Source organism: Undibacterium sp. CCC3.4, from assembly GCF_034347425.1.
Taxonomy (GTDB): Bacteria; Pseudomonadota; Gammaproteobacteria; order Burkholderiales; family Burkholderiaceae_D; genus Undibacterium.
Map to the genome: position 1 here is coordinate 187880 of NZ_CP133779.1, position 24011 is coordinate 211890.

Here is a 24011-nt window from a genome sequence, read left to right on the forward strand (position 1 = left end):
TCGTGGATAAGCGAAAAAAAAACAGGCGGGCGCAGACGGCGCGTTCAGTTAACGATGTGGTAACCACCATCGACATACAAAGTTTGCCCGGTCATACCGGACGAGGCATCGCTGATCAAAAAAGCCGCCAACTGACCGATTTCAGCCAAACTGACCAAACGCCGCAACGGTGCGCGCTGCGCTGCTTTTTCCATCAAGGCATCAAATTCCAGCAAACCGGACGCGGCCCGAGTCGGTACTGGCCCGGGTGACAACGCATGCACGCGCACGCCCTGTGGGCCGAGTTCGACGGCCATGTAGCGTACCAAAGATTCCAGTGCGGCTTTCACCGGTCCCATCAATCCGTAATGCGCCACGGCTTCGTCGGCACCGAGATAACTCATCGTGATCAAACTCGCTGTGGGACTCAAGTAAGGCTCGCAACACTTAGCCAATTGCGCGAACGAATGACAAGAAACTTGCATGGCGCGGGTGAATCCGGCAGCGGAGCTGTCGATCACGCGGCCATGTAAGTCTTCGAGTGGAGCCCAAGCAATAGAATGGATCACGAAATCGATTTGACCAAATTGTGCCGCCGTTTGCGCGACCAAGGATGCCAGCGCCTTGCTGTCTTCCACATTACAGACAATTAATTTTGCGTCCAGTTGCACCGCCAGCGGAGCGACGAAGCTCAAGGCTTTTTCATTTACGCAAGAGAGCACCAATTCTGCGCCCTGTGCATGCGCCACCAAGGCGCAACCGTAAGCAATACTGTGCTCGTTAGCAACCCCAACGATGAGGCCGCGTTTGCCACTCAATGTACGTGTTTCTGACATGGTAAAAATCTTTCTTCGATTAAGCGAATTGCTGTTTGAAGCGGCTCATCGTAATGCCGCTGATCACTGCCGCGATGCCGCCGATACCGAGCAACATCGGCCACAATACCGTCACGCCTGCGCCTTTCATTAATATGCCATAACTGGCATTGGTGTAGTAATACAACGGTGATAAATACATCCCCCAGCGCATGACGTTCGGCAATGCCTCGGGTGGCGTCCAAGCACCGGATAGAAACATCATCGGTGCCAATAATAAAATCACCATCATGCCGGCTTGCGCCATATTGCGCGTCACGGTGGCGATCAATATACCGAGCCCGGCCAAGGTACTGACGTACAGAGTCGTGACGGAAAAAAACAGCCAGACACTGCCATTGACCGGAATAGCGAACACCGGCACCAAAATACCGAATAAGCCGAGTGCCGTTCCAGCCAGAATCACGGCGAGCATCGCAATGATTTTAGGCATCATAATCTGCCAAGGTGACAGCGGTGAGACAAGCAATTGTTCTATGGTGCCACGCTCTTTTTCTCGGACCATGGCGGCGGCCGGCAAGAGCATGGCAAACAAGGTCACGACATTGAGCAATTCGGAAATACCCATGAACCAGGCATCATTTTGATTCGGATTGAACCAGACGCGCGTGGCATTGTTAATCAGCGGTATATCGACGCTGCCCTCAATACTACTGATACCGAAACGCTGGGCCGCCTGCTCCAAGCCATAGCGTGCCACGATCTGGCTGGCATCGATGGCAGCCAGAAATCCCTGCACCGAATTGGAGGCGTCGATTTGCATTTGCACTGAGACGCCATCGCCGCGCGCCAGCGCGGCACCGAAGCCGGGCCCGATATCGAGTACCGCCATGGCCTTGCCGTCATCGAGTAATTGCTGGCCTTGCGCGGCCTCGTGCAGCGCACCGATCCAGTGAAATTCCGGTGGCATGAAGCGCCCTGCCAACTCGCGCGAGGCGGCACTGCGGTCGAGATCAGACAAGGCCAGTGCCGCATGGTTGAGTGCAAACGAGACCCCCGAAGCGGCATTGTAAATATCGGCGGAAAAAGCGTAAAGCACGAACACCAGCAGGGTCGGATCGCGCAATAGTTGCAGCAATTCTTTCCATGTCATGGCTTGCAGACGACGCCACCACACGCGTTGAAAAAGGACAAGCATAATGTCGCGGGCCTCAGTGAGCGGGACGTTTGTGAAAGGCCAAAAAACCGGCGGAAAACAGGGCCACGGCATACAAGGCCAACACCAACAGATCACTCCACAAGGCGGCCACGCCTACCCCTTTGAGAAAACTGCCGGTGGCGATTTCGGCGTAATACATGCCCGGTAACAGATGGGCAATCACAGCGGCAATCGCCGACAAAGAAGGAATCGGAATGATCATGCCGGAATACAGCACGGCCGGAACCACTGTGACAATCGCCGTGCCCACCATCGCCGCCACTTGGGTGTCGACTACCACCGAGACCAGCAAGCCGATGCCGGTGGTGCAGATCACATACAACATGGTGGCAAAGGTGAAAAACAGCGGATCGCCCTTGAATGGCGCGCCGAACAACAGCAAGGCCATGGCCGTTAACACCGCGGCATTGAGCATGGAAATGGCGACATACGGTAACAGCTTGCCGAGCAAATATTCGCCGCGTGTCAGCGTCGATGCGTAGACATTATAGATCGCCCCCGATTCCTTTTCTCTGACCACGCCGAGTGCGGTTAAAAACGGCGGCGACAACATCAGAATGACCATGATCAGTTTCGGTGCGAGCGACCAGATGCTTTTGACTTCTTGATTGTACAAGTAACGAGTTTCCAATTTCACCGGCTGCAGCAACTCACGCAAGCGCCCTTCCGGCAGCCCGCTTTGCGCGGAAAAATATGCCGCCAGATGATCGAGATTGACGGCAGCATTGATCGCCGTGACATAGCCTTTCGTGGTCAAGGCGCGAAATGGAAAGGTGCCGTCTATCCAAGTCTGTACATCGGTGCTCTTACCTGCCTGTAAGCGCGCACCGAATTGTGGTGGAATGATGATCACGGCGCGCAGGGTATTATCGATCAGCAGTTGTTCCAGCTCTTGCTGACGACTGGCATAGCGGTACAATGAAAAATAGCGCGAATCACTGAATTTGTGTGCATAGTCGCGCGACATCACCGATTGGTCATAATCGACGATAGCCAGCGGAATATGTTCGACATCGAGCGAGAGGCCGAAACCGAACAACAGCATGAGCAAGGAAGGTACAACGAAGGCGAGTACGAAAAACAAACGGTCGCGCACAATTTCACGCCACTCTTTGTAAGCGACTACCCGGATACGTTGCAAATTCATGGCTTTTCTCCGCGTGCCTTGGCGTCCGCCGTTTCCAGCGCCGTGACGATCTGTACGAACACATCTTCCATCGCCAAGCGCCGCACCCGGATATCGAGTCGTCGGCCACCATTGAGCAAGCGCTCGATAGCCGTGATCTGAGCTGCCGGATCGGACAACAACACATGGATGCGCGCACCGAACAAGGCGGCACTGACATAGCCGGCTTGCTGCAGCAAGTCGAGTGCGGCAGCAGCAGCGGGCAAGCGAATTTCATGCAATTGACCGGCGTCGCGCTCGACCATCGCTTTGAGCGCATCAGGCGAGGCATCGGCCACCACTCGACCAGCATACATGAGGGCGATATGGTCACAATGCTCGGCTTCCGACATGTAATGAGTGGTCACCAGGATAGTCACCTGTTCTTCGCGCGAGAGACGGAACAAGACATCCCAGAATGCGCGTCGACCGAGCGGATCGACGCCGGAAGTCGGCTCATCGAGAAACAAGACTTGCGGGCGGTGTATCAGCGCGCACCCGAGCGCGAGCCGCTGACGCAAGCCCATCGGCAAGCTGGCGGTGAGCTGGGTGCCGAAGGCGCGCAGGCCGGCCATATCGAGTATCCAATCCAAGCGCGCGGCGGTTTCGCCACGGCTGAGACCGTAAATGCCGGCGTACAGACGGATATTTTCAAGCACAGACAAATCAAGATAAAGTGAAAATGCCTGCGACATATAGCCGATGCGTTCGCGAATCTGCCGACCGGCGCTGCGCATGTCGGCACCGGCCACGCTGCCGCGTCCTGAACTCGGTGTGAGAATACCGGTGAGCATTTTGATCACCGTGCTTTTACCGGCCCCATTGGCACCGAGCAGTCCGAAAATTTCGCCTTGAGGAACTTGGAAACTGACTTGATCGACCGCTTTGAAGTCAGCGAACACGCGACTCAGTTCTTGCGCGGCGATCGCCAGCGTCGGTGTGTCGCCAGACACCGACGTCACGACTGCCGGCACGGCTGCCGGTAGCGCGGCAGCCGGCGGCGGTGTCAAGCCCTGTTGCCGCAACAAGGCGATGAATACATCTTCGAGTTCGGCTTCGAGCACCTCGGTGTTTTGCTGCGGTATACCTTCGAGGCAAGCGGCGATCAGGCCGCGTGCACGCGCCGTGTCATCGCCATCGACAAACACGCGTAACTGCCGACCGAGTGCTTCGATTTGTGGAAATTGCCGGGTCAAGCGATTGACCGCTTCGAGTTGCTGCTGCGGCTCGCGGCACTCGGTACTGACGATCACACCGGCGGCCAAGGCACGCAATTGTTCCGGCTCGCCGGCAGCGAGAATTTTCCCGGCATGCATGAGCGAGACACGGGAAAAACGACTGGCCTCATCCATATACGCGGTGGAGACCAAGGCGGTGATGCCTTTTTCTTTCAACAAATGCGCGAGGATACTCCAGAATTCGCGGCGTGAAACCGGATCGACGCCGGTGGTCGGTTCATCCAGTATCACCAGCTGTGGTTCATGTATCAAGGTGCAGACGAGGCCGAGTTTTTGCTTCATGCCACCCGAGAGATTTTTCATCGGACGGTCGCGAAAGCGTTCGAGTCGCGTACTGCGCAACAAGGCTTCTTTGCGACTGCTGAGTTCGGCAGCGCTGAGCAAACGCAAACCACCGAAGTAATCGATATTTTCTTCCACCGATAAATCACCGTAGAGATTTTGTCCCAAACCTTGCGGCATGAGGCCGATGCGGTGTTTGATCAATTCACTGCTCTGCTCGCTGTTTATCAGTTGCGCAAATACGCGCAGCTCGCCACGGTCATGCGCTAACACCCCGGCCACCGCCTTGAGCAAACTGCTTTTACCGGCCCCATCGGGGCCGATCAAGCCGTAAATTTCACCGACCTCTACCTGCAGGCTGATGCCATCGAGCGCGACGGTGCTGCCATAGGCTTTGCAGAGCATCCGCAAGTCGACCACGGGGGCATCGGCCGCCGTTAATTCCAACGCGGTTTTTGCCATGCTACCCCCTCTTGCCAACGCACTACGGCATCGGCCGGAATACCGGGTGTGAGTTGATGCTCGGGGTTGCTGACGATGTCGAGTTTGACGGCATACACGAGCTTGACACGTTCATCGGTAGTTTGTACTTCTTTAGGAGTGAATTCGGCACGCGCCGAAATGTAACTGACACGCGCCTCATAAAAATGTTCGGGGCGCGCATCGGTATAGATTCGCGCCGGCAAACCTAGCCGCAGTTGACCGATGCGCGCTTCCGGTACATAGACTTTCAAATACAGATGATCGAGATTAACCATCTCCAACACCGATCCGCCCGGCATCACCATTTCGCCAGGCTCGCGCAAACGGCTCAATACCACGCCGGCGGCCGGCGCATGAATCACCAAATCGCTGAGCACGGAATTGGCTTCGCTCAGCGCGGCGGCAGCACGCTCGCGTTGCGCCCGCAGCGCGTTGATGTCGTCGTCGCGCGCACTGACTTTGTCACTGCCAAGGCCAGCTTGAACTGCGCCTTGTCTGGCGCGTCCCAGCGCTTGGCCGGCAGCAATGAGATCAGCTTGTGCCACTTGCCACGCCAAATCAGCCTGCTCGGCGCGATGCAACTCGATCACGCCACGCGTATATAAATCATGATTACGTTCGGTATCGCGCTGAGCTTGATTGGCCAGCGCCTGCGCTTTGCTCAGCATGGCTTGCGCTTGACTGACCGCGGTAGCGGCCAGCGCCACGCCGATCGGCACTTCGCGTCGGGCGATGGCGACATTGGCCTGTGCCGCATCGAGCTGGGCTTGGCTGGCATTGAGTAATTGCCGCGCTTGTTCCACCTTGGATTGAAAACTCTGATCTTCGAGCTGGGCGACGATGGCGCCGGCATTAACGCTGTCGCCTTCCTTGGCGAACAGCGCACTGATACGCCCCGGATATTTAGCCGCCGCCACGATGCGTTCGCCCTCGATGCGACCGCTGGCGGCGATCAAGCCCTCGGGCAGTGCGCGACTTTTTGCCAAGTAGTAAAACAAGCCGCCGGCAATGACAACGACTGCGATGCTCAATAATACCGGTCCGATCAATTTTTTCTGATTTTCCATTTTCTTCTCCGGGCAGGGATTACAGCGTGCCTGCCGCATACAGTAATTGCCAACGACTCAATTCTCTATCCAGCAGCGCATTGTCGCGATTGCTGCAGGCTTGCAGCCGACTGCTGACGGCATCGAGCACTTCACTGGCCGGTGCCAAGCCGGCGCGATAACGTTCCTGCGCCAACTGCAAGGCTTCTTCGGCTTGTGCTACGGCGCTGGCAACGAGCTGTATGCGTGCCGCGGCTTCCTGTTGCTGTAACCAGGCTTGATGCACTTGTAAAGCGATACGCTCCGCCGTGTCGCGCTGCATTTCCTGCACGGCAGCGGCATGCGCCGCCAATTGGGAGGCTTGGGCACGAATCAGGCCGCCGTCAAACAAGTCCCATTTCAGCACCACGCCCAACCACCAACCCTTGTCTTGCGCTAAGTAGCGATTGTCCAGTTTGGCATAGCCACCGCTGAGGCCTATCTGTGGCAAATACCCAGCCCGCACACTGGCCGCTTGTTCACGATAAGCCTGGCTACGCGCATCGAGCTGCTGTAATTCCGACCTTTGTTCGGTGGCGCTGTGCAGGTAGGGAGCGAGGCTGCTGTCGCTGGTCGCGGCAGCCGAAATATCTTGCAAGTCCACCGGCGCAGCGTAGGCGCGGCCGAGCCAGCGGTTATACGCGGCACGCGCGAGTGTGAGCGCATTGTCTGCTTGCAGCGCCATTTGACGCGCATTCGCCGCAGCCACCTCGGCCGCTAACAAATCGCGCCGTGGAACATAGCCATGTTCGAACAGTTCTTGCGCATCGTGGCGATGGCTCTGCAGCGCGGCCAAATAAGTGCGCGCCACGCTGTCACCATGTTCGGCTCGTAACACCGCCAGATAGGCGCTGGCCACCGCCAGTTTGAGTTCGCTGCGCGTTTGTCGGACCTGCGCCTGACTGGCACCGGCCTCGGCTTGGGCAGCCGCCACGCCATGGGCAATTTTTCCACTCGTCAGCAGCGGCACCGACCAGTTGAGCGCGCCATAATAGGCAGAATTCTGGGCAAACGGCAACGTCGCCCCCTTCAAAAAGGCTAAGGCCGGTAAATCAATTTTCGCCGCCGGTTCGCTTTGCGTGCGCAGGTAGCCGGTCTCCATACTCAGCTTGGGCAGATAATTGGCACGCGCGGCCCTGACTTGGTCAGCGGCCGCCTGTTCCTGATATTGCGAGGCCAGCAATTGATGGTCTCGCTGCAATGCCACATCCCAAGCTTGCACCAAAGATTCTGCCGCATAGCTGGGGAGGCTGACGAAATTGATACAGATCAAACTTACCGCGAATATCCGAAAAGAGTGGTACTTCGACGTTTTTTTAACTGTAAAACAGTGACTGCTGCGCGCCGCATTATTCAGCGATGACTGCATAATCAGCATGGCATACACAGTGGAGAAAGCTTTTTTCATATCAGCGCCTATACAATTCATCACAGTGTATTGCTGCAAGCGCACAATCGAATTGATCAGAATCAATTTTATTAACTGTGAAGTTTGTGACAATCAAAGTTCACCCTGAAAGGAATGCAGATGAAGTCCCAGCAATCCACTGCCGTTATCGCGGCCGCGAACGAACACCATGCCTTGCCCGACGCCGCCAATTGCGATATCAGTGAAGCCGCCGCGCCACCGCATCCGCTCGATGTCGCATGGCAAAATCAGGTCGCCAAGTTAACCGGTGGCGTGTCGCCGACCAGCGTGAGCTTGGCTTGGATGGATTGGTTCTTGAATTTGGCTAATTCCCCGGGCAAGCAAATGGATTTACTCAAACTGCTGCAACAGCAAGCCAAAAACTGTTTGCAGCCGGCACCGATCGGCGCGGCCGACAGCCGCTTTGCCGATGCCGGCTGGTCGCAATGGCCGTACCAAGCTTTTTCTCAAGCGTTTTTGCGCACTCAGGATTTCTGGCAGGCAGCCACCTCGGGCGTGCGCGGCGTCAGTGCCCACCATGAAGATGTAGTCAGTTTTACGGCGCGCCAATTACTCGATATGGTCGCGCCATCCAACTTCCCGTGGTTGAACCCGGAAGTCTTGGCCGCCACCCGTTCCAGCGGCGGTAAAAATCTCGCCTCCGGTCTGCTGCACATGATGCAAGATCTCGGGCTGGAATTGCCATCGCAAGATGGTCAAGCGCAAACCTCGACGCAATTGGGCTATGAGCCGGGCCGCGAGGTGGCGCTCACGCCCGGTAACGTCGTGTATCGCAATCACCTCATCGAGTTGATTCAGTATGCACCGCAGACCCCTACCGTTCATGCGCAACCCTTGTTGATCGTGCCATCGTGGATTATGAAATATTACATCCTCGATTTGTCGCCACATAATTCCATGGTGGCCTACTTGGTAAGTCAAGGGCATACGGTGTTCATGATTTCTTGGCGCAATCCGGGCCAAGAAGATCGTCAGTTGGGGATGCAGGATTATCTGCGCAGCGGTTTGTTCGACGCACTCGAACAAGTCGCCCACATTTGTCGGCAACCGGTGCATACAATCGGTTACTGTTTAGGCGGCACGCTGCTGGCGATCGGCGCGGCGGCGATTGCCGGCAAACGCATCAGCGCGCCGGCACAGTTGGCCAGCGTGACGCTGCTGGCGGCGCAAACCGATTTCAGCGAGCCGGGTGAACTGGGCTTGTTCATCGATGAGAGTCAATTGGCGATGCTCGATGCGCTGATGTGGAAACAAGGTTACCTCGACGGTAAGCAAATGTCGGGCTCGTTTGAATTACTCAATTCGCGCGACCTGATTTGGTCCAAGCTGATGCGCGAATACCAGCTCGGTCTGCGCCAGGAACCGAATGATTTGATGTCCTGGAATGCAGACACCACCCGCCTGCCCTACCGCATGCACAGCGAGTATTTGAAACATCTGTTTTTGCACAATGATTTGGCCAAGGGCCACTATGAAGTCGACCACCATGTGGTCGCCTTGAAAGACATCAAATCGCCGATGTATGTGGTTGGCACCGAGCGCGACCATGTTTCACCTTGGCGTTCAGTTTACAAGATCAATGTGTTGGCCGATACCGAGATCGAATTCGTGCTGGCATCGGGTGGACATAATGCCGGCATCGTTTCGGAACCAGGCCATGCGCGCCGCAGTTTTCTGTTTCTGCCAACGGCCATGCGCAGCACTGCCTACCATGATCCGGAAGCTTGGCTGCAGCAGGCGCAGCGACAAGATGGCTCGTGGTGGGAACACTGGCAGCAATGGCTGCTGCAACACAGCACGGCAAAACGCCTCAAGGCCGTGCCGCTGGCAGCACAACCGGAATTGGGCACGGCACCGGGTAGTTATGTGTTTGAGAAATAAGTGAGCAGAGGCTGAGCGCGTCACGAACCTTCGGCCGCGCTCGGTGCACGGTTGGTCGCGACAAACATTCTGGCGTGATCGCGTCCATTGGCTTTGGCCAGATACATGGCGTGATCGGCGTGCTGCGCCAGCATCGCGGCCTCATGTCCATGTTCCGGATAAAGGGCAATACCGATACTGACGGAAATATGGTAGCTGCAGTTTTCAATGACAAACGGCTGGCCGACTGCGTGACGGATTTTATCGGCCAGCATCAGCGCGGTCGCGCTGCTGCCGACGTCGGTAATGAGGGCAACGAATTCATCGCCGCCGATGCGGCCGACGGTATCATTGTCGCGTACCGCGCGCTTCATACGCACCGCCACCTGCTGCAAAATGGCATCGCCGATGGCGTGCCCGTGATTATCATTGATCGGCTTGAAGCGATCGAGATCGATGAACATCAGGGCCAGCATACTGTCATTGATCTTGGCAGTGATCAGAGCTTGCGCGAAACGGTCGAAGAACAAGATACGATTGGGCAGATTGGTCAAGCCATCATGATGTGCCATGTGTGCCATGCGGTCGCTGGCTTCTTTGCGTTCGGTGACATCGAGTTTGACCGAAATGTATTTGATCACTTGCCCGTGCTCGTCGCGGATCGCGGCAATGTGTGCCTCTTCCCAGTAAATTTCACCTGATTTACGGCGATTGATCAGCTCACCCGACCAGACTTTTCCTTGTGCCAGACAAGCCCACATATCCTGATACGTCGCTATCTCGGTCAAACCTGATTGCAGCATTTTCGGAGTACGTCCGATTGCTTCTTCGGCACTGTAACCGGTCTCTTTGCAAAATTGCGGGTTGACATATTCGATGCGGGTATCGGCGGCGGTAATAACCACCGAAGTCGGGCTATGCTCGATCGCCATCGACAACAATTGCAGGCGCAGTTGATCCTTTTTTCCCGCAGAAAGACTATGCGCAAGACGTCGGTTGACGCGCAGTATATAGAGCAGCAAACACAAGGCCAGGAAGACCAAAAGGCTCAAGCCGGCGACTTTTCGGTACTCAATGAGCCGCTCCGTGAGCGTTTCCTGATGATACAAAAACCCCTCCAAAGGAAAATTCTTCGGCAACATACCAAGGCTGGCGTAGGCCTCGGCAATATGGCGCCAACGTCCCGGATTCATGTAGCCGGGTGCGATCAAATCGTGACGCAACAGAGCCAGGGTTTGGGCCGCTTCAAATTGCAAAAAGTCTTTGCGTCCCGGTGTATCGTGGAGATTCGGATACGACTGCAAAATCAGGGAGATCATTTGATCAGGATGGGCCGCGGCATACTCCCAACCGCGCAAACTGGCGGCGCGAAAGGCCGCCACACGTTCCGGATGGGCGCGGATCTGCTGCTCGGAAGTAAACAGGTTATCGCCGTACACATCGATGCCATCGGAACGTGGGGTGTAAATTTGGTAGGGAAAATCAGCTTGCTCGAGGAAATACGGTTCCGTGGTCAGATAAGCCGAGATGGCATCGGTGCGACCGGCAATGAGATCATTGACGTCAAAGCTGTGTTTTTTCAGCTGCAATTGCGTGCTCGAGATGCCCTCGCTGTTCAAATACGCCAGTAATTCTTCCGACTGCGGTTCCAGCATCACACGTTGACCGCCCAGGTCCTGCACACTTTGGGTAGCCGAGCGACGGCGCGCCACCAACACTTGTGCCCACAGAAATGCTGAAGTTGACAAACAAATATTTACATTTGCAAGCGTTTGCGAATCCGGCTCAGCGCTTCCGGCGTCACACCAAGATAATGCGCGAGGTCGCGCAATTGAATCCGTGCCGCCATGTGCGGGTAGCTATGTAAAAATGACAGGTAGCGCGCTTCCGGTGCCATCGTCAGTAATTCACGTTCGCGCTGCTCTTTGCGCACGATATGCGCACTGAGCAAATGACGGATCGCAGTTTGCCAGGCCGGATACCGCTCGATGAGCAATTTGACGGCGGCATAGTCGACTTGTTCGATCTCACAATCTTCGATTGCGGTGGCAAAATAATCGGTTTTCAAACCGGCGATGAGCACATTCGGACAAGCAAAAAAATCGCCCGCGCCGATGAAGGATTTAATCCACTCCTGCCCGGCCTCGCTCAGGTAAGTGAGTTTGACGATACCACTGCGCAGTACATACACATACGGTTGCCACTGACCGGCGGCAAACACATCGCTGCCTTTGGCGAAGCGATGCACTTGACAGGCTGGCAGCAAGGTTTCCCAATCGGGTAAAACGCAACCAGCCGCATGCTCCATTAACATTCGCGTTTCTTGCAACATCTCCACCTCAGCGCGCCGCGGCGGGCAGCAGCGCTTGCAGCGTCGGCCACAACAAGTCCGGTGCCAGCTTGCGCATGCAATCGTGATGTCCGAGCGGACAGTCACGCTGCTTGCACGGCGCACACGCCAAGCGCAGCGAAAAGCTTTTGGCACCCTGAGAAAACGGCGGCGCATGATCGGGATCGGTAGAACCGTAAATCGCCAGCACCGGACGATTGAACGCCGAGGCGATATGCAGCAAGCCAGAGTCATTACTGACCACCGCTGTGGCAGCCGACAACAGCGCCAGCGCCTGAGTCAAACTGGTTTGCCCGGCCAGCGCATGGACCTGTGGACAGAGCGCCTTGATTTCCGCGCACACCTCAACATCCTTGGGTGAACCGAGTAAAACAATCTGCGCTTGTGGGGAGTGCTGCCAAATCAAATTGGCGAGTGTAGCAAAGTGTTCCGGTGGCCAGCGCTTCGATGGCCCGAATTCGGCACCGGGACCAAAGCAAATCAATTGTTCGTGTTCCGACAAACCGAGACTGCGCAATGTCGTCAGCCTGGCTTCCGGTGCCAAGCTCAAGACTGGTGTCGGCAGCTTTTGATCGAAGTGGGCAATCGGTGCGAACGCCAAAGCAGCATAAAAATTCACCATGGCGCGCGGCTGCCCGGGTTCATCATGGTGCATGCGATTGATCAGGCCGTAGCGACTCTCACCTAGGTAACCGACCCGCAGCGGAATGCCGGCAAACCACGGCAACAGCGCGAATTTCAAAGTATTCGGCAAAATATACGCAGCGCTGTAGCCGCGTCGACTCAAGGCGCGCGCAAAACGCCAACGCTCGCGCAGCTGCAAGGCGCCGTGCCGGAACGGCGTTTCCAGCACCTGATCGACTTCGGCCATCGCGCGCACCACCGGCGCTACCCAGGCGGCGGCCAGCACATCGATGGCATGCTCGGGATGCTGCTGCTTGAGTAATTGCAGCAAGGGTTGCGCCATGACGGCGTCGCCTATCCAATTCGGCGCAATGACCAACAAGCGCGGTTTGGTCGATTCTGCGGGCAAGCTCATAGGAGAGGTATCGGGTAAGGAAGTGGGTAACATTTGCCGCGCCCTATTTGGCAAACTGCAGGCGATGCAAATTCGCATACACGCCGTCTTTGGCCAGCAATTCCAAATGCGTGCCGATTTCACTGATTTCACCACCGACCAGCACGACGATGCGACTGGCCCGCTCTATGGTCGAGAGCCGATGCGCGATCACCAGCGTGGTACGGCCCTGCATGAGGCCGTCGAGCGCTGCCTGCACGGCACGTTCCGATTCACTGTCGAGTGCCGAGGTGGCTTCATCAAGAATCAGGATAGGAGCGTCTTTGTAAATTGCACGCGCAATCGCCAGGCGCTGACGTTGGCCACCGGACAGGCGCATGCCATTGTCACCGATCAGGCTATCCAAACCATCAGGCAAATCGCGCACCAAATCAGCAAGATGAGCGGCCTGCACGGCGGCGCTGATACGCGCGCGGTCAGGTGTGCTATCGCCATAGGCAATATTGGCTGCGATGCTGTCATCAAACAGCACCACATTCTGGCTGACCATGGCGATTTGTGCACGCAGGCTGGTGAGTGAGAGCGCATTGAGTGACTGCCCGTCGAGCAAAATATCGCCCGAGGTAGGCGCATAAAAACGCGGCACCAGATTGACCAAAGAAGTTTTGCCACCGCCGGAGATACCGACGAGTGCGATTGTTTCGCCCGGCTGTATCTGCAGGTTGATGTTTTTCAGCGCTTCCTGTTCTTGCTCAGGATAAGAGAAACTGGTCCGTACGAATTCCAATTGGCCACGCGCGCGCGCTGTCAGCGTCGTGCCAGCGGTCGGTTCCGGTGCGGTATCGATAAGCGCGAACACCGATTCGGCCGCAGCCATACCACGCTGCAGCGGACCGTTGAGATCGGCCAGCCGTTTAAGCGGTGTCAGCAGTAACATCATGAGGCTGACAAATTCGACAAAATGCCCCACCGTGGTGGCATCTTTGGTCGCCTGCGAGACTGCCACCATAATCACCACGGCCACCGCCATGGCGGCCGCGAGTTGGGTCAAGGGTGTGGTCGATGCCACCGCCACCGTGGTACGCATGGCATAACCGCGCAATTTCTCATTCTTGGCATCGAAGCGTTGCTGCTCATAGTCATGGCCGCCGAAAATCCGTATCACCTGACTGGCGCGGGTCGCTTCTTCTATCACCTGGGTCAATTCATTATTGACCTCGAGCTGGTTCTGGTTGAGCTTGCGCAGCCGTTTGCTCACGCCGCGCACCAGCAACGCCATCACCGGCATCAGTACCAAAGCGACGATAGTTAGCTGCCAATTGCGCCACAACAGCGCGGCCAACAATACCAGCACCGTGAGCGAATCGCGAAACAAGGTAGTCATCGAGACCTTGAGCATCTCGACGATTTGCTGGGCCTCGAACATGATGGTATTGATGATGCGGCCACTCGATTCGGAATGATAAAAACTGATCGGCACATGCAGAATGCGATCAAAAATCCGCGCGCGTAACTCATTGAGCAATTTGGTCGACACCCAGCTCATCAAGTAACTGGTGGTAAAGGTGCACAAACCACGCAGCAGAAAAATGCCGATGATGGCGACCGGTACCTTCCACAAGGCGAGATGAAAGGCATCGCCACGAAAACCGTGATCGAGAATATAACCCAAAGCTTTAGGAAACATCACTTCAGTGCTGGCGGTACCTAACATGGTCAGCAAAGCCCACCAGACGCGACCGCGATACGGCTGCACCGAAGCCCACAAGCGCCGGAACACGCTCATTGTTTCTGCATTAATCAAACTCATTTTTTGACATCATTTTCTGTAATAAGCAGCCCAGCTGCCTTGTTGCATCTTGCCGCAACAATTTTTTTCCGTCTGATCGGGTTCAAGAGCGCCGCACGCCGGCCAAGGGCAGCGCCAGCAAGATCATGCAGGCCATGGCGAACACGCCGTCGCGCAGTATCGCATTAAACATCGCCCCCAGCATCATCGCCACGCTCAGCATCGCCAACAGCATGGCTTGCTCACGCTGGGCCGGCAGGGCGCTGCGCGCCATGCGCCAAGCCAGCGCCAGTTGGCTGATCCAGATCGCCAGCAAAGCCAGTAAGCCGAACACGCCGAGTTCACTCAGATACAGCAAATAATCATTGTGCGGCGTACTCATCGTGGCGCTGCTTAAACCGATGGCGCGCTGCCGATATTGCGGCATCCAGGCAGCGATGCCATAGCCGCTCCACGGTTGCTGCGCAATCATGCCGGCAGTAATCCGGTAAATTTCCAAGCGCATGCCATCTTCGCCGACTTTGCGTCCGGCCGAAAAATCGCGCAATTGTTGAACGCTGCAAACGGCACGAATACGCACCACATCCCAGGGTGCGACCTGGGCATCATTGATGATACAGGTAGCCGGTGGCGGCATGCGCAGCGCGTACTCGGTGGCTGCGCCGAGCGCGAGCACTAAGGCCAGCGGCAGCGCCAGACTGCGCCACGAGCACCGGACATTACGCAAGATCATCAGCGCGGCCATGGCCAGAAACAGCAGGCTGGCGGTGCGGGTTTTGGACAGCAATACCAAGGCCGCAATCACATAGACCAGCGCCAGCAAGCGCAGCCAGCGATGATCGCTGCGTAAGCGCAGTTCATGCAACATCCAGCCGGCCGCCAGCGCCAACAAAATACCAAGCAGTATCGATTTATTCCCGAGGTAATGGACATAACTGCGAAACAGCGTGTTGTCGGGTAGCAGTTGGAAAAAATTCGCCACGAATAAACTCGCAGCCAGCACGGCACCGGCAAAAAATACATGCAGCGCGCGGCGTTGCCAAGCACCGGCTTCGAGCGTCAGAAACGGCAGCAGCAGCAAATAGGTTTGGTAATGGCCGAAACCGGACCAAAATTCATCGTTCGTCACCAACTCGCTATGCTGCAGCAAGGCGCTGATCGAGCTGACCGCAGTCAAACTCAAAATCGGCCACAACAAAGGATGCTGCTTCAGCCGCTGCCATTTAGCGCGCCAATCGCCGGCCGCCAGCAGTGCCGCGTAAAATAACAAGACGCCGGCATACATCAGTCCGACCGGAAAAAACAAACTCAGCGGCAGCCAAGTCAGAATCTGCTGCGGCCAACGGTCAGCAGACGATGCGCCAAACAAACCGGGCTGATTACGGGGTACATTCAAGCTCATGATTTACGCGTATTCAATGATGACATTCTGCGGCGACAAATACTCGCCCAGACATAAACGCAGCTTATCGTCGGGATTGACGCGCCACTGATCAGATAAATACAATTCGGCGCTGGCATGCTCATTGCGATAACGGATCAGCACCGGACAGCCATCATTATTAATATGTGGCTTCAAGATGTCTTGCAGTTTTTTCAAGTCAGTCTGCGCCGTCAGGGTCAAGCGCAAACCTTGCGAGAATTGCACCCGGGCGCGCCCGATATCCATCACTTTTTCAGCAGAAATACGCAAGCCACCGGAAAAGCGATCTTCCGACACCTTGCCCATCACGGCGAGAAATTCATCTTCTTTCAGCAGTGACTTGAACTCTTCCATCAGTTCGCTGTAGACCGTGATTTCCACTACCGCCGTACTGTCGTCGAGCGTGACAATCATCAGCTTGCCGCGTTGTGTCATTTGCGTGCGCACTGCGGTGATGATGCCGCAGATCAGACGCAGATCGCGCGAGGGTTCAAGTTTGGCCAGCGTGGTCTTGATGAACTGGCGTACTTCCGGCGCATACGAGTCAAACAAATGCCCGGACAGATAAAATCCGAGTGCCAGTTTTTCTTCGGTCAAACGTTTTTTGTCCGACCACACCGGTACTGTGATGTATTCGGGCGGCGGGATCAAGTCATCATCGTCACCGAACAAACTGACTTGGTTGGCCGCGGCATCGGCCTGATCGGCGGCTTCGATCGCCAACGATACGGTGGCTAACAAAATCGCACGGTCTTTACCAAGGCTGTCCATGGCACCGGCACGTATCAGCGATTCAATCGTGCGGCGATTCACCTGGCGCTTATCGACGCGTTTGCAAAAATCGAACAAACTGACGAATGAGCCGCCCGCTTCACGCGCTGCGACAATGTTTTCGATGGCATTTTGCCCCGAGCCTTTGACTGCACCGAGACCGTAGCGAATCTGGGTCGAGCGCTTGCCGGCTTGCCCGACCGGCACGAAGCGATAGTCGGACTGGTTGATATCGGGTGGCAGTAGCGTGAGCTTGCACACATCGAGTGCGTCTTCCACCAGAATTTTGATCTTATCGGTGTCATCCATGGCCAGCGACATATTGGCAGCCATGAAGGCGGCCGGAAAATGCGCTTTCAGATAGGCGGTGTGATACGACAGCAAGGCATACGCTGCCGCATGCGATTTATTAAAACCATAGCCGGCGAATTTTTCCATGAGATCGAAAATCTCATCGGCTTTTTCCTGTGGCAAACCATCTTTGGCCGCGCCATCGCGGAAAATCTGGCGATGCTCGGCCATTTCTTCGGCTTTTTTCTTACCCATCGCACGCCGTAACAAATCGGCGCCACCGAGCGAATAACCGCCGACCACCTGAGCCATCTGCATCACCTGCTCTTGGTACACCATGATGCCATAGGTTTCGGACAAAATACCTTCGGTGCGCGGATCGGGATAATCGAAACGTTCACCATGCTTGCGTTTGCAAAAGTCCGGAATCAAATCCATCGGCCCCGGGCGATACAAGGCCACCAGCGCGATAATGTCTTCAAAACGATCGGGCCGCGCATCTTTGAGCATGCCCTGCATGCCGCGGCTTTCCAGCTGAAACACGGCGACCGTTTTCGCCTTGGTCAGCAACTCATACGAGGCGCGGTCATCGAGCGGCAGCTTGGAGAGATCGAAATCAGCCAGCGCCGGGTCGAGCATTTTGATATAGCGGACGGCGCGGTCGAGGATGGTCAGGGTGGTTAAACCCAAAAAGTCGAACTTCACCAAGCCGACGGCTTCGACGTCGTCTTTATCATATTGCGAAACCACGCCGGAATCACCGCCCTGCGTGTACAGCGGGCAGAAATCGGTCAACTTGCCCGGGGCGATCAGCACACCACCGGCATGCATGCCGATATTGCGGGTGATGCCTTCGACCTGTTGCGCCAGGTCGAGCAAGGTTTTCACTTCTTCTTCGTTTTCCTGACGCTCCGCCAGCAAGGGTTCTTCGACGATGGCTTCGGCAATCGTTACCTGCTTGCCCGGTTTGAAAGGGATCAGTTTCGACACGCCGTCGCAAAACATATAGCCGTAATCGAGCACCCGGCCGACATCGCGAATCGCGCCTTTGGCTGCCATGGTGCCGAAGGTAGCAATCTGCGATACCGCATCCTTGCCATAACGGTCTTTCACGTACTGGATCACGCGGTCGCGGCCTTCCTGACAGAAATCGATATCGAAATCGGGCATGGAAACGCGTTCCGGGTTCAGGAAGCGCTCGAACAGCAAATTGTATTGCAAGGGATCGAGATCGGTAATCAGCAGCGAATACGCGACCAGCGAGCCGGCACCGGAACCGCGACCCGGTCCGACCGGCACGCCATTGTTCTTGGCCCATTGTATGAAATCGGCCACGATCAGAAAGTAACCGGGGAAACCCATCTTGATAATGGTATCGGTTTCGAACTTCAGACGCGCTTCATAGCGTGCGCGTTGTTTCTCGCGCTGTTCGGCATTGGTAAATAATTGAGTGAGGCGGAATTCCAAGCCGCGACTGGCTTCGTGCACCAGAAAATCATTGATGCTCATGCCTTCCGGGGTAGGAAAATCAGGCAATTTCGGCTTGCCGAGCTCGAGCGTGAGGTTGCAGCGTTTGGCAATTTCTACGGAATTATGTAATGCGCCCGGTAAATCGGCAAACAACAACTGCATTTCCGCTTGGGTCTTGAAGCATTGCTCATCACTGAAGCGGCGCACGCGCCGACCATTGGCCAACATATCCCCATCAGAAATACAGACACGCGCTTCATGTGCGAGATAATCATCCTTACTGATGAATTGCACCGGATGGGTGGCCACCACCGGCAACTGCAAACGCCCCGCCAGTGCCACGCTCGCGCGTACCTGATGCTCGTTATTAGGCTGCCCGGTACGTTGAATTTCCAGGTAGAAATGGCCGGGAAAAATCGCCGCCCAGCGCGCGGCCTGCTGCTCTGCCAAATCGAGGTTGCCATTATCGATGGCCACGCCGACATCGCCGAAATGGGCACCGGACAAGGCGATCAAGCCGCCCCCCAGGCCCTGTTCATGTAATTGTTGCAACCATTCGTAACGGATTTCCGCCCGACCGCGATGTTGATTCGTCAACCAAGCTTGCGACAGCAATTCACACAACTGCAAATAACCGAGGCGATTCTTGACCAGCAACAGCAGCCGAGTTGGCTTGTCACGGTCGACTTCGTTGGTAATCCAAGTGTCGCAACCGGCGATAGGCTTGATACCTTTACCACGCGCGGCCTTGTAAAACTTCACCATGCCGAACAAATTAGCCAGATCAGTCAGGGCCAAGGCCGGCTGTTGATCTTTGGCAGCCGCCTTGATCACGTCGTCGATACGCACCAAGCCATCGACGATCGAGTATTCGGAATGCACGCGCAAATGCACGAATTGCGGGTCATGCGGTGCCAGAACCGGGTCGGCAGCGGGAGTAAGAGTTAATTCTGTAGTCATCCCGCTATTCTACAGCGTTGCCGATTGAGTTTTAAGCCTTACGCGCGTCGGACTGCAATTTGTCGGCGGGAACAGGCGGGGAAATGCCTTACCTGGCCTTTTGCCGCACTGCGTAAACAAACGCGCCATCTGCGCCCTGCTACGGTAAAATGCCAGACCAGCCCCTATTGATGCAAAAATATGCTGATTATGTAACAACAGCATACTCATCTCAGTTAACGTTACCAGTAAAAAGCGACCCATTTTCATGAGTAAAGACAGCCACCACAAAGAAGATGCCGCCAGCGCGGCACCCGTATCGAATTTCCTGCGTGCAATCATCGATCAGGATCTCGCTGCCGGCACTTACCAGCGGCCAGGCTTGCCAGCAGTGATCACGCGCTTCCCGCCGGAGCCGAATGGTTACCTGCACATCGGTCATGCCAAGTCGATCTGCCTCAATTTCGGCTTAGCGCGTGATTACGCCGGTCGCTGCCATCTGCGCTTCGACGATACCAATCCGGAAAAAGAAGACCAAGAATACGTCGACACCATCATCGACAGCGTGCGCTGGCTCGGCTTTGACTGGCAACAGAACGAAGTCGCACACTTGCACTATGCCAGCGATTATTTCGACCAACTGTATACCATGGCCGAATACCTGATCGGTGCCGGCCACGCCTATGTAGACAGCCAATCGGCCGCCGACATGGCGAGCAACCGTGGTGATTTTTCCCGTCCCGGCGTCGATTCGGTCTTCCGCAACCGTTCTGCAGCTGAATCGCTGGATTTATTCCGACGTATGAAGGCCGGCGAATTCAAAGATGGCGAACACATCGTTCGCGCGCGTATCGACATGGCCTCGCCGAATATGAATCTGCGCGATCCGGCGATCTACCGGATTCGCCACGCGCACCATCATCGCACTGGCGATCAGTGGTGCATCTATCCGATGTACGATTACACCCACCCGCTCTCGGATGCGTTGGAACACATCACGCACTCGATCTGCACACTGGAATTTCAAGACCATAGACCATTTTACGACTGGGTGATCGCACGCTGCGTCGAAGGCGGCTTTTTTCAGCAACCGGTACCGCACCAGTATGAATTCGCCCGTCTCAATCTGACTTACGTCGTCACCAGCAAGCGCAAACTGCGCCAATTGGTGGAACAACAAATCGTCAGCGGTTGGGATGATCCGCGCATGCCAACCATCGTCGGTATGCGTCGGCGCGGTTACACGCCGGAAGCCTTGCAATTATTTTGCGAACGCATAGGCGTGACACGCTCAGACGGCTGGATCGACTACAGCACGCTCGAAGGCTGCCTGCGCGATGACCTCGACCCGAAAGCGGCACGCGCCACCGCGGTACTGCGCCCGCTCAAACTGATCATCGACAATTTCCCGGCCGGTCAGCAAATCGCCTGCAGCGCCCCAGTCCACCCGCATCATCCGGAACGCGGCAACCGCGATTTCACCATCAGCCAACATCTGTGGATAGAACAGGAAGACTTCATGGAAGTGCCAAGCAAGGGCTACTTCCGCCTGTTCCCTGGCAACAAGGTACGCTTGCGTTACGGTTATGTGGTCGAATGTATCGGCTGCGATAAAGATGAAGCCGGCAATATCATCGCGGTTCATTGCAATTACTTTGCCGACAGTAAATCGGGCACCGAAGGCAGCGCCAATTACAAGGTCAAAGGCAATCTGCACTGGGTGAATGCGGCCGATGCCATCGAAGCCGAAGTAAGACTGTATGATCGTTTATTTACCGATGCGACACCTGATGCCGGTGGCAAGGATTTCATGAGCTTGCTCAATCCGGCAGCCTTACAGGTAGTGCAAGCCTTCGTCGAACCCGGTCTGCACGATATTGCCGCCGATACGCGTCTGCAATTCGAGCGCCATGGTTACTTCGTCGCCGACCGCATCGATTCCACGCCGGGCAAGCCTGTGTTCAACCGCATCACCACGCTCAAAGACAGTTGGGCGAAGTAAGGTCCTATCCTACTTACATTTTGTAAGAATGTTGCTCTTGTCAAGCAGGCAGTCACGGCGCAGAATTGCCTGCTTGATATTTTTATTCGGAGCAATTTATGCGCGTGTCCTTTTCTACTCTCACCACCCTCTGCTGCGCCTTAGCGATCAGCATTAGCGCTGCCAGCGCGCAAACCATCAAAATCAAATTGCAGCCGGGTTTATGGGAAGAAAGCAATACAACGCTGATCAATGGCCAAAACTTGCAAGAAATGATGCGGAAACAAAGCGGTGCACCGGCTGCTGGCAAAAATGAAACTTGCTTAACGCCAGCCCAAGTCAACAAGGGTATCGATTTGGCCGACATCAAGAATAAAATTGCCGAAAATGCCAAAGGCTGTAGCGTCCATGCGATTTCGGCCGATGAAAGCGGTGGCCAATTCGAGCTCCAATGCAGTAGTCCAGAGGGTTTGAGCTATCAAGGTCACGGCCAATACCGCGTCAAAAACGACAAAGAGTGGAGTTTCACCATGCAAGCAGATGGCAAATTGCCTGGTGCGAGCAACAAACTCAATGTGCGCGTCGAGCAAGTCGCGCATTGGAAAAGCAGTCAATGCGGTAAAGTCGCCGCGCAGCAATAACTACGCGATAACTGTTCGGTCGGGCTACGGGGTATCGGCTACAATGTCATACTCCCTGCAAAATTCTGCAGCCAACCGACACATACCCAATGAAACTCTTGTTCCAACTGCTGCGTGCAGTGCTAGGCCCGGTCTTGCTGCTCAAAGAACGCCTGACTGCACCGACCGGCATCGTCCGCACGGTCGCCGAACAGGCACGCGTCGATGCAGAATGCGCCGACTTAGCGCTGTATCAATTCCGTACCTGTCCGTTTTGCATTAAAGTTCGGCAGCAAATGCGTCGCCTGTCTTTGAGCGTCACTTTGCTCGATGCCCAGCACTCGGCCGCCAATCGCCAAGCCTTACAGAGTGGCGGCGGCAGTACCAAAGTGCCGTGCCTGCGTATCAGCGCAGCAGACGGCTCGGTGCGCTATCTGTACGAGTCGAAATCGATCAATCAATACTTGCAACAGCGCTTCGGTGCCACCTCCGGCACGCCGCTGTCTGCTCCTTTATAAAGCCACGCCCTTGTCTACTATTCCTGAAGAATTCCCCGCAACCGAAGTCGATGCCGACGCCAGCATCCGCGAGCCACGCTTATGGCGCGACAAAGGTTGGACCGCACGCGTGATCAAGAATGATGATGATGAAGGCTGGGCGGTGGCGATGAGCATAGACGGCGAAGCCGAACCCGCGCTGGTCGGCCCTTGGACCATGGGGCGCGACAAGAAAAACCCCAAGCCGCTCGATGCCAATGCCTTCGGCACCTTGATCAAAACTGCCCGTGAAGTATTACGTCGCCATGAGCAGCAATTGCATGCGCAATTACATAAAACGCTGATGGTCAGCACCGACAGCGCCGACTACAAAATCATGCTCGACATCGTGCCCGATGAAGACGAGCCGTATGCCTATCTGCGCGCCGAAGACATGGCTGGCACGGAACTGGCCAAGGTCAAGGTAGCACCGACATTTCAACTCAAGCGCCAAGCGGCGCTGCAATGGATCGCCGCCGACTTTCGGCGACCCGACTGAAACGATCAGTTCATGACCGGATGGCCGTTGACGATATGTACACGGTCACCTTCGCGGTACTCGGGCGCAGCACTCAGTTGATAGCTGCGCTCATGACCATTGTCCAAGCGTACCCGTACTTCGTAGCGCGTGGTGGTATGGTTGCGTTTTTCCAAAGTGTTACCGGCAAACCCACCGCCAACCGCACCGGCTACCGTCGCCAGTTTGCGGCCATCACCACCACCGACTTGATTCCCTAATACCCCGCCGAGCAAAGCACCGGCAACCGCCCCCAAACCACTGCCCTGTTCAGGTTGTTGCTCGAACGCGCGCACTGAGGCGACCACACCGCAACTGTCACAAACCGGATGAGTGCTGCGTGCCGGCGTCGTGTTTTGCGCCTGCTGTTGTGACTGCTGCTGTGGCTGCGACTGCGTTTGCCCCGACAAGGCCGATTGCGAAGATGTCAACTGATTGCCGCGTCCATCATTGCCAGACGCAGTATTTTGCGCACTCGCGTCGCTGCTCAGCGCCGCCGGATTGACTGCATCGCCAGGTTTCGGCGTGCCGTTTGAAGTCGGCAGCAAACCGGTCATGGCGGCAACACCAACCAGGCTGGCAACGATGACAGAAACAGCGGCACCGGCAAGCAGCGGGTGAATACGACGTGGAGTAGGTGAATCTGACATGGCGATATCCTGTGAACATTACATGAGCGTGATGCCATGCATTCTGCTCTCTATAACGCGGCAAGCAGGTAATTCGTTGACACAAGGAAAATATTATCCAG

18 protein-coding genes are annotated in these 24011 nt (G+C 55.9%); 5 read left to right on the forward strand and 13 right to left on the reverse strand.

Going from position 1 to position 24011, the window contains the following annotated elements; translation table 11 throughout:
• Window positions 1–44 precede the first annotated feature (44 nt).
• Genes fabI through RHM61_RS00970 form a run of 6 tightly spaced genes read right to left on the reverse strand, consistent with a single transcriptional unit; the run spans window position 45 to window position 7539 of the window.
• Window positions 45–815, reverse strand: coding sequence for an enoyl-ACP reductase FabI (gene fabI, locus RHM61_RS00945; protein ID WP_322249268.1), 771 nt, complete (start codon window positions 813–815; stop codon window positions 45–47).
• A gap of 19 nt (window positions 816–834) precedes the next feature.
• Window positions 835–1992: an ABC transporter permease gene (locus tag RHM61_RS00950; protein ID WP_322249269.1), complete on the reverse strand. Its 1158-nt coding sequence runs from the start codon at window positions 1990–1992 to the stop codon at window positions 835–837.
• A gap of 13 nt (window positions 1993–2005) precedes the next feature.
• Window positions 2006–3160 carry an ABC transporter permease gene (locus tag RHM61_RS00955; protein WP_322249270.1) on the reverse strand — a complete coding sequence of 385 codons (1155 nt, stop codon included), beginning with the start codon at window positions 3158–3160 and terminating at the stop codon, window positions 2006–2008.
• Entirely contained in the window at window positions 3157–5160 is a 2004-nt protein-coding gene (locus RHM61_RS00960; protein WP_322249271.1) for an ATP-binding cassette domain-containing protein, read from the reverse strand. Before RHM61_RS00960 ends, RHM61_RS00955 begins: the two co-directional genes overlap by 4 nt.
• The gene (locus RHM61_RS00965) at window positions 5136–6248 is read right to left on the reverse strand and encodes an HlyD family secretion protein (protein WP_322249272.1); all 1113 of its coding nucleotides are present in this window, start codon (window positions 6246–6248) and stop codon (window positions 5136–5138) included. Before RHM61_RS00965 ends, RHM61_RS00960 begins: the two co-directional genes overlap by 25 nt.
• Window positions 6249–6267: 19 nt before the next feature.
• Window positions 6268–7539 carry a TolC family protein gene (locus tag RHM61_RS00970; RefSeq protein WP_322249273.1) on the reverse strand — a complete coding sequence of 424 codons (1272 nt, stop codon included), beginning with the start codon at window positions 7537–7539 and terminating at the stop codon, window positions 6268–6270.
• A gap of 255 nt (window positions 7540–7794) precedes the next feature.
• On the opposite strand from RHM61_RS00970, the gene RHM61_RS00975 reads away from it, so the two are divergent.
• Window positions 7795–9576, forward strand: coding sequence for a PHA/PHB synthase family protein (locus RHM61_RS00975; protein WP_322249274.1), 1782 nt, complete (start codon window positions 7795–7797; stop codon window positions 9574–9576).
• Between the two features lie 20 nt (window positions 9577–9596).
• On the opposite strand, the gene RHM61_RS00980 is transcribed toward RHM61_RS00975, so the two are convergent.
• From RHM61_RS00980 to dnaE, 6 genes are all read right to left on the reverse strand, one after another.
• Window positions 9597–11303 (reverse strand): diguanylate cyclase domain-containing protein, encoded by a 1707-nt coding sequence (locus RHM61_RS00980; protein ID WP_322249275.1) that lies wholly within the window; start codon window positions 11301–11303, stop codon window positions 9597–9599.
• Between the two features lie 8 nt (window positions 11304–11311).
• Window positions 11312–11869, reverse strand: coding sequence for a Crp/Fnr family transcriptional regulator (locus tag RHM61_RS00985; protein ID WP_322249276.1), 558 nt, complete (start codon window positions 11867–11869; stop codon window positions 11312–11314).
• Between the two features lie 25 nt (window positions 11870–11894).
• Entirely contained in the window at window positions 11895–12977 is a 1083-nt protein-coding gene (gene waaF / locus RHM61_RS00990; RefSeq protein WP_322249277.1) for a lipopolysaccharide heptosyltransferase II, read from the reverse strand.
• Window positions 12978–12987: 10 nt separating this feature from the next.
• Entirely contained in the window at window positions 12988–14733 is a 1746-nt protein-coding gene (gene msbA / locus RHM61_RS00995; RefSeq protein ID WP_322249278.1) for a lipid A export permease/ATP-binding protein MsbA, read from the reverse strand.
• An 82-nt stretch (window positions 14734–14815) separates the two neighbouring features.
• Window positions 14816–16114: an O-antigen ligase family protein gene (locus RHM61_RS01000; RefSeq protein WP_322249279.1), complete on the reverse strand. Its 1299-nt coding sequence runs from the start codon at window positions 16112–16114 to the stop codon at window positions 14816–14818.
• Between the two features lie 3 nt (window positions 16115–16117).
• Complete coding sequence (dnaE, locus tag RHM61_RS01005; protein WP_322249280.1) at window positions 16118–19627, reverse strand: DNA polymerase III subunit alpha; 3510 nt, start codon at window positions 19625–19627, stop codon at window positions 16118–16120.
• Window positions 19628–19874: 247 nt separating this feature from the next.
• On the opposite strand from dnaE, the gene RHM61_RS01010 reads away from it, so the two are divergent.
• From RHM61_RS01010 to RHM61_RS01025, 4 genes are all read left to right on the forward strand, one after another.
• On the forward strand, window positions 19875–21608 hold the full coding sequence (locus RHM61_RS01010) for a glutamine--tRNA ligase/YqeY domain fusion protein (protein ID WP_322249281.1): 1734 nt from the start codon (window positions 19875–19877) through the stop codon (window positions 21606–21608).
• Window positions 21609–21706: 98 nt separating this feature from the next.
• Complete coding sequence (locus RHM61_RS01015) at window positions 21707–22228, forward strand: DUF3617 domain-containing protein (RefSeq protein ID WP_322249282.1); 522 nt, start codon at window positions 21707–21709, stop codon at window positions 22226–22228.
• Between the two features lie 89 nt (window positions 22229–22317).
• Complete coding sequence (locus RHM61_RS01020) at window positions 22318–22725, forward strand: glutaredoxin family protein (RefSeq protein WP_322249283.1); 408 nt, start codon at window positions 22318–22320, stop codon at window positions 22723–22725.
• A 19-nt stretch (window positions 22726–22744) separates the two neighbouring features.
• Window positions 22745–23242: a hypothetical protein gene (locus tag RHM61_RS01025; RefSeq protein WP_322251014.1), complete on the forward strand. Its 498-nt coding sequence runs from the start codon at window positions 22745–22747 to the stop codon at window positions 23240–23242.
• A gap of 5 nt (window positions 23243–23247) precedes the next feature.
• Here the strand turns inward: RHM61_RS01025 and RHM61_RS01030 are convergent, their stop codons facing one another.
• Window positions 23248–23910: a glycine zipper 2TM domain-containing protein gene (locus RHM61_RS01030; RefSeq protein ID WP_322249284.1), complete on the reverse strand. Its 663-nt coding sequence runs from the start codon at window positions 23908–23910 to the stop codon at window positions 23248–23250.
• Window positions 23911–24011: the final 101 nt, after the last annotated feature.

Excerpts from the sequence above, each read along its gene's own strand:
- RHM61_RS00975 (WP_322249274.1), top strand. The coding sequence starts at position 7,795 with ATGAAGTCCCAGCAATCCACTGCCGTTATCGCGGCCGCGAACGAACAC.
- msbA (WP_322249278.1), bottom strand. The coding sequence starts at position 14,733 with ATGAGTTTGATTAATGCAGAAACAATGAGCGTGTTCCGGCGCTTGTGG.
- waaF (WP_322249277.1), bottom strand. The coding sequence starts at position 12,977 with ATGTTACCCACTTCCTTACCCGATACCTCTCCTATGAGCTTGCCCGCA.
- RHM61_RS00955 (WP_322249270.1), bottom strand. The coding sequence starts at position 3,160 with ATGAATTTGCAACGTATCCGGGTAGTCGCTTACAAAGAGTGGCGTGAA.
- RHM61_RS00985 (WP_322249276.1), bottom strand. The coding sequence starts at position 11,869 with ATGTTAATGGAGCATGCGGCTGGTTGCGTTTTACCCGATTGGGAAACC.
- RHM61_RS00965 (WP_322249272.1), bottom strand. The coding sequence starts at position 6,248 with ATGGAAAATCAGAAAAAATTGATCGGACCGGTATTATTGAGCATCGCA.
- RHM61_RS01000 (WP_322249279.1), bottom strand. The coding sequence starts at position 16,114 with ATGAGCTTGAATGTACCCCGTAATCAGCCCGGTTTGTTTGGCGCATCG.
- RHM61_RS01015 (WP_322249282.1), top strand. The coding sequence starts at position 21,707 with ATGCGCGTGTCCTTTTCTACTCTCACCACCCTCTGCTGCGCCTTAGCG.
- RHM61_RS01020 (WP_322249283.1), top strand. The coding sequence starts at position 22,318 with ATGAAACTCTTGTTCCAACTGCTGCGTGCAGTGCTAGGCCCGGTCTTG.
- RHM61_RS01030 (WP_322249284.1), bottom strand. The coding sequence starts at position 23,910 with ATGTCAGATTCACCTACTCCACGTCGTATTCACCCGCTGCTTGCCGGT.
- dnaE (WP_322249280.1), bottom strand. The coding sequence starts at position 19,627 with ATGACTACAGAATTAACTCTTACTCCCGCTGCCGACCCGGTTCTGGCA.
- RHM61_RS00960 (WP_322249271.1), bottom strand. The coding sequence starts at position 5,160 with ATGGCAAAAACCGCGTTGGAATTAACGGCGGCCGATGCCCCCGTGGTC.
- fabI (WP_322249268.1), bottom strand. The coding sequence starts at position 815 with ATGTCAGAAACACGTACATTGAGTGGCAAACGCGGCCTCATCGTTGGG.
- RHM61_RS01010 (WP_322249281.1), top strand. The coding sequence starts at position 19,875 with ATGAGTAAAGACAGCCACCACAAAGAAGATGCCGCCAGCGCGGCACCC.
- RHM61_RS00950 (WP_322249269.1), bottom strand. The coding sequence starts at position 1,992 with ATGCTTGTCCTTTTTCAACGCGTGTGGTGGCGTCGTCTGCAAGCCATG.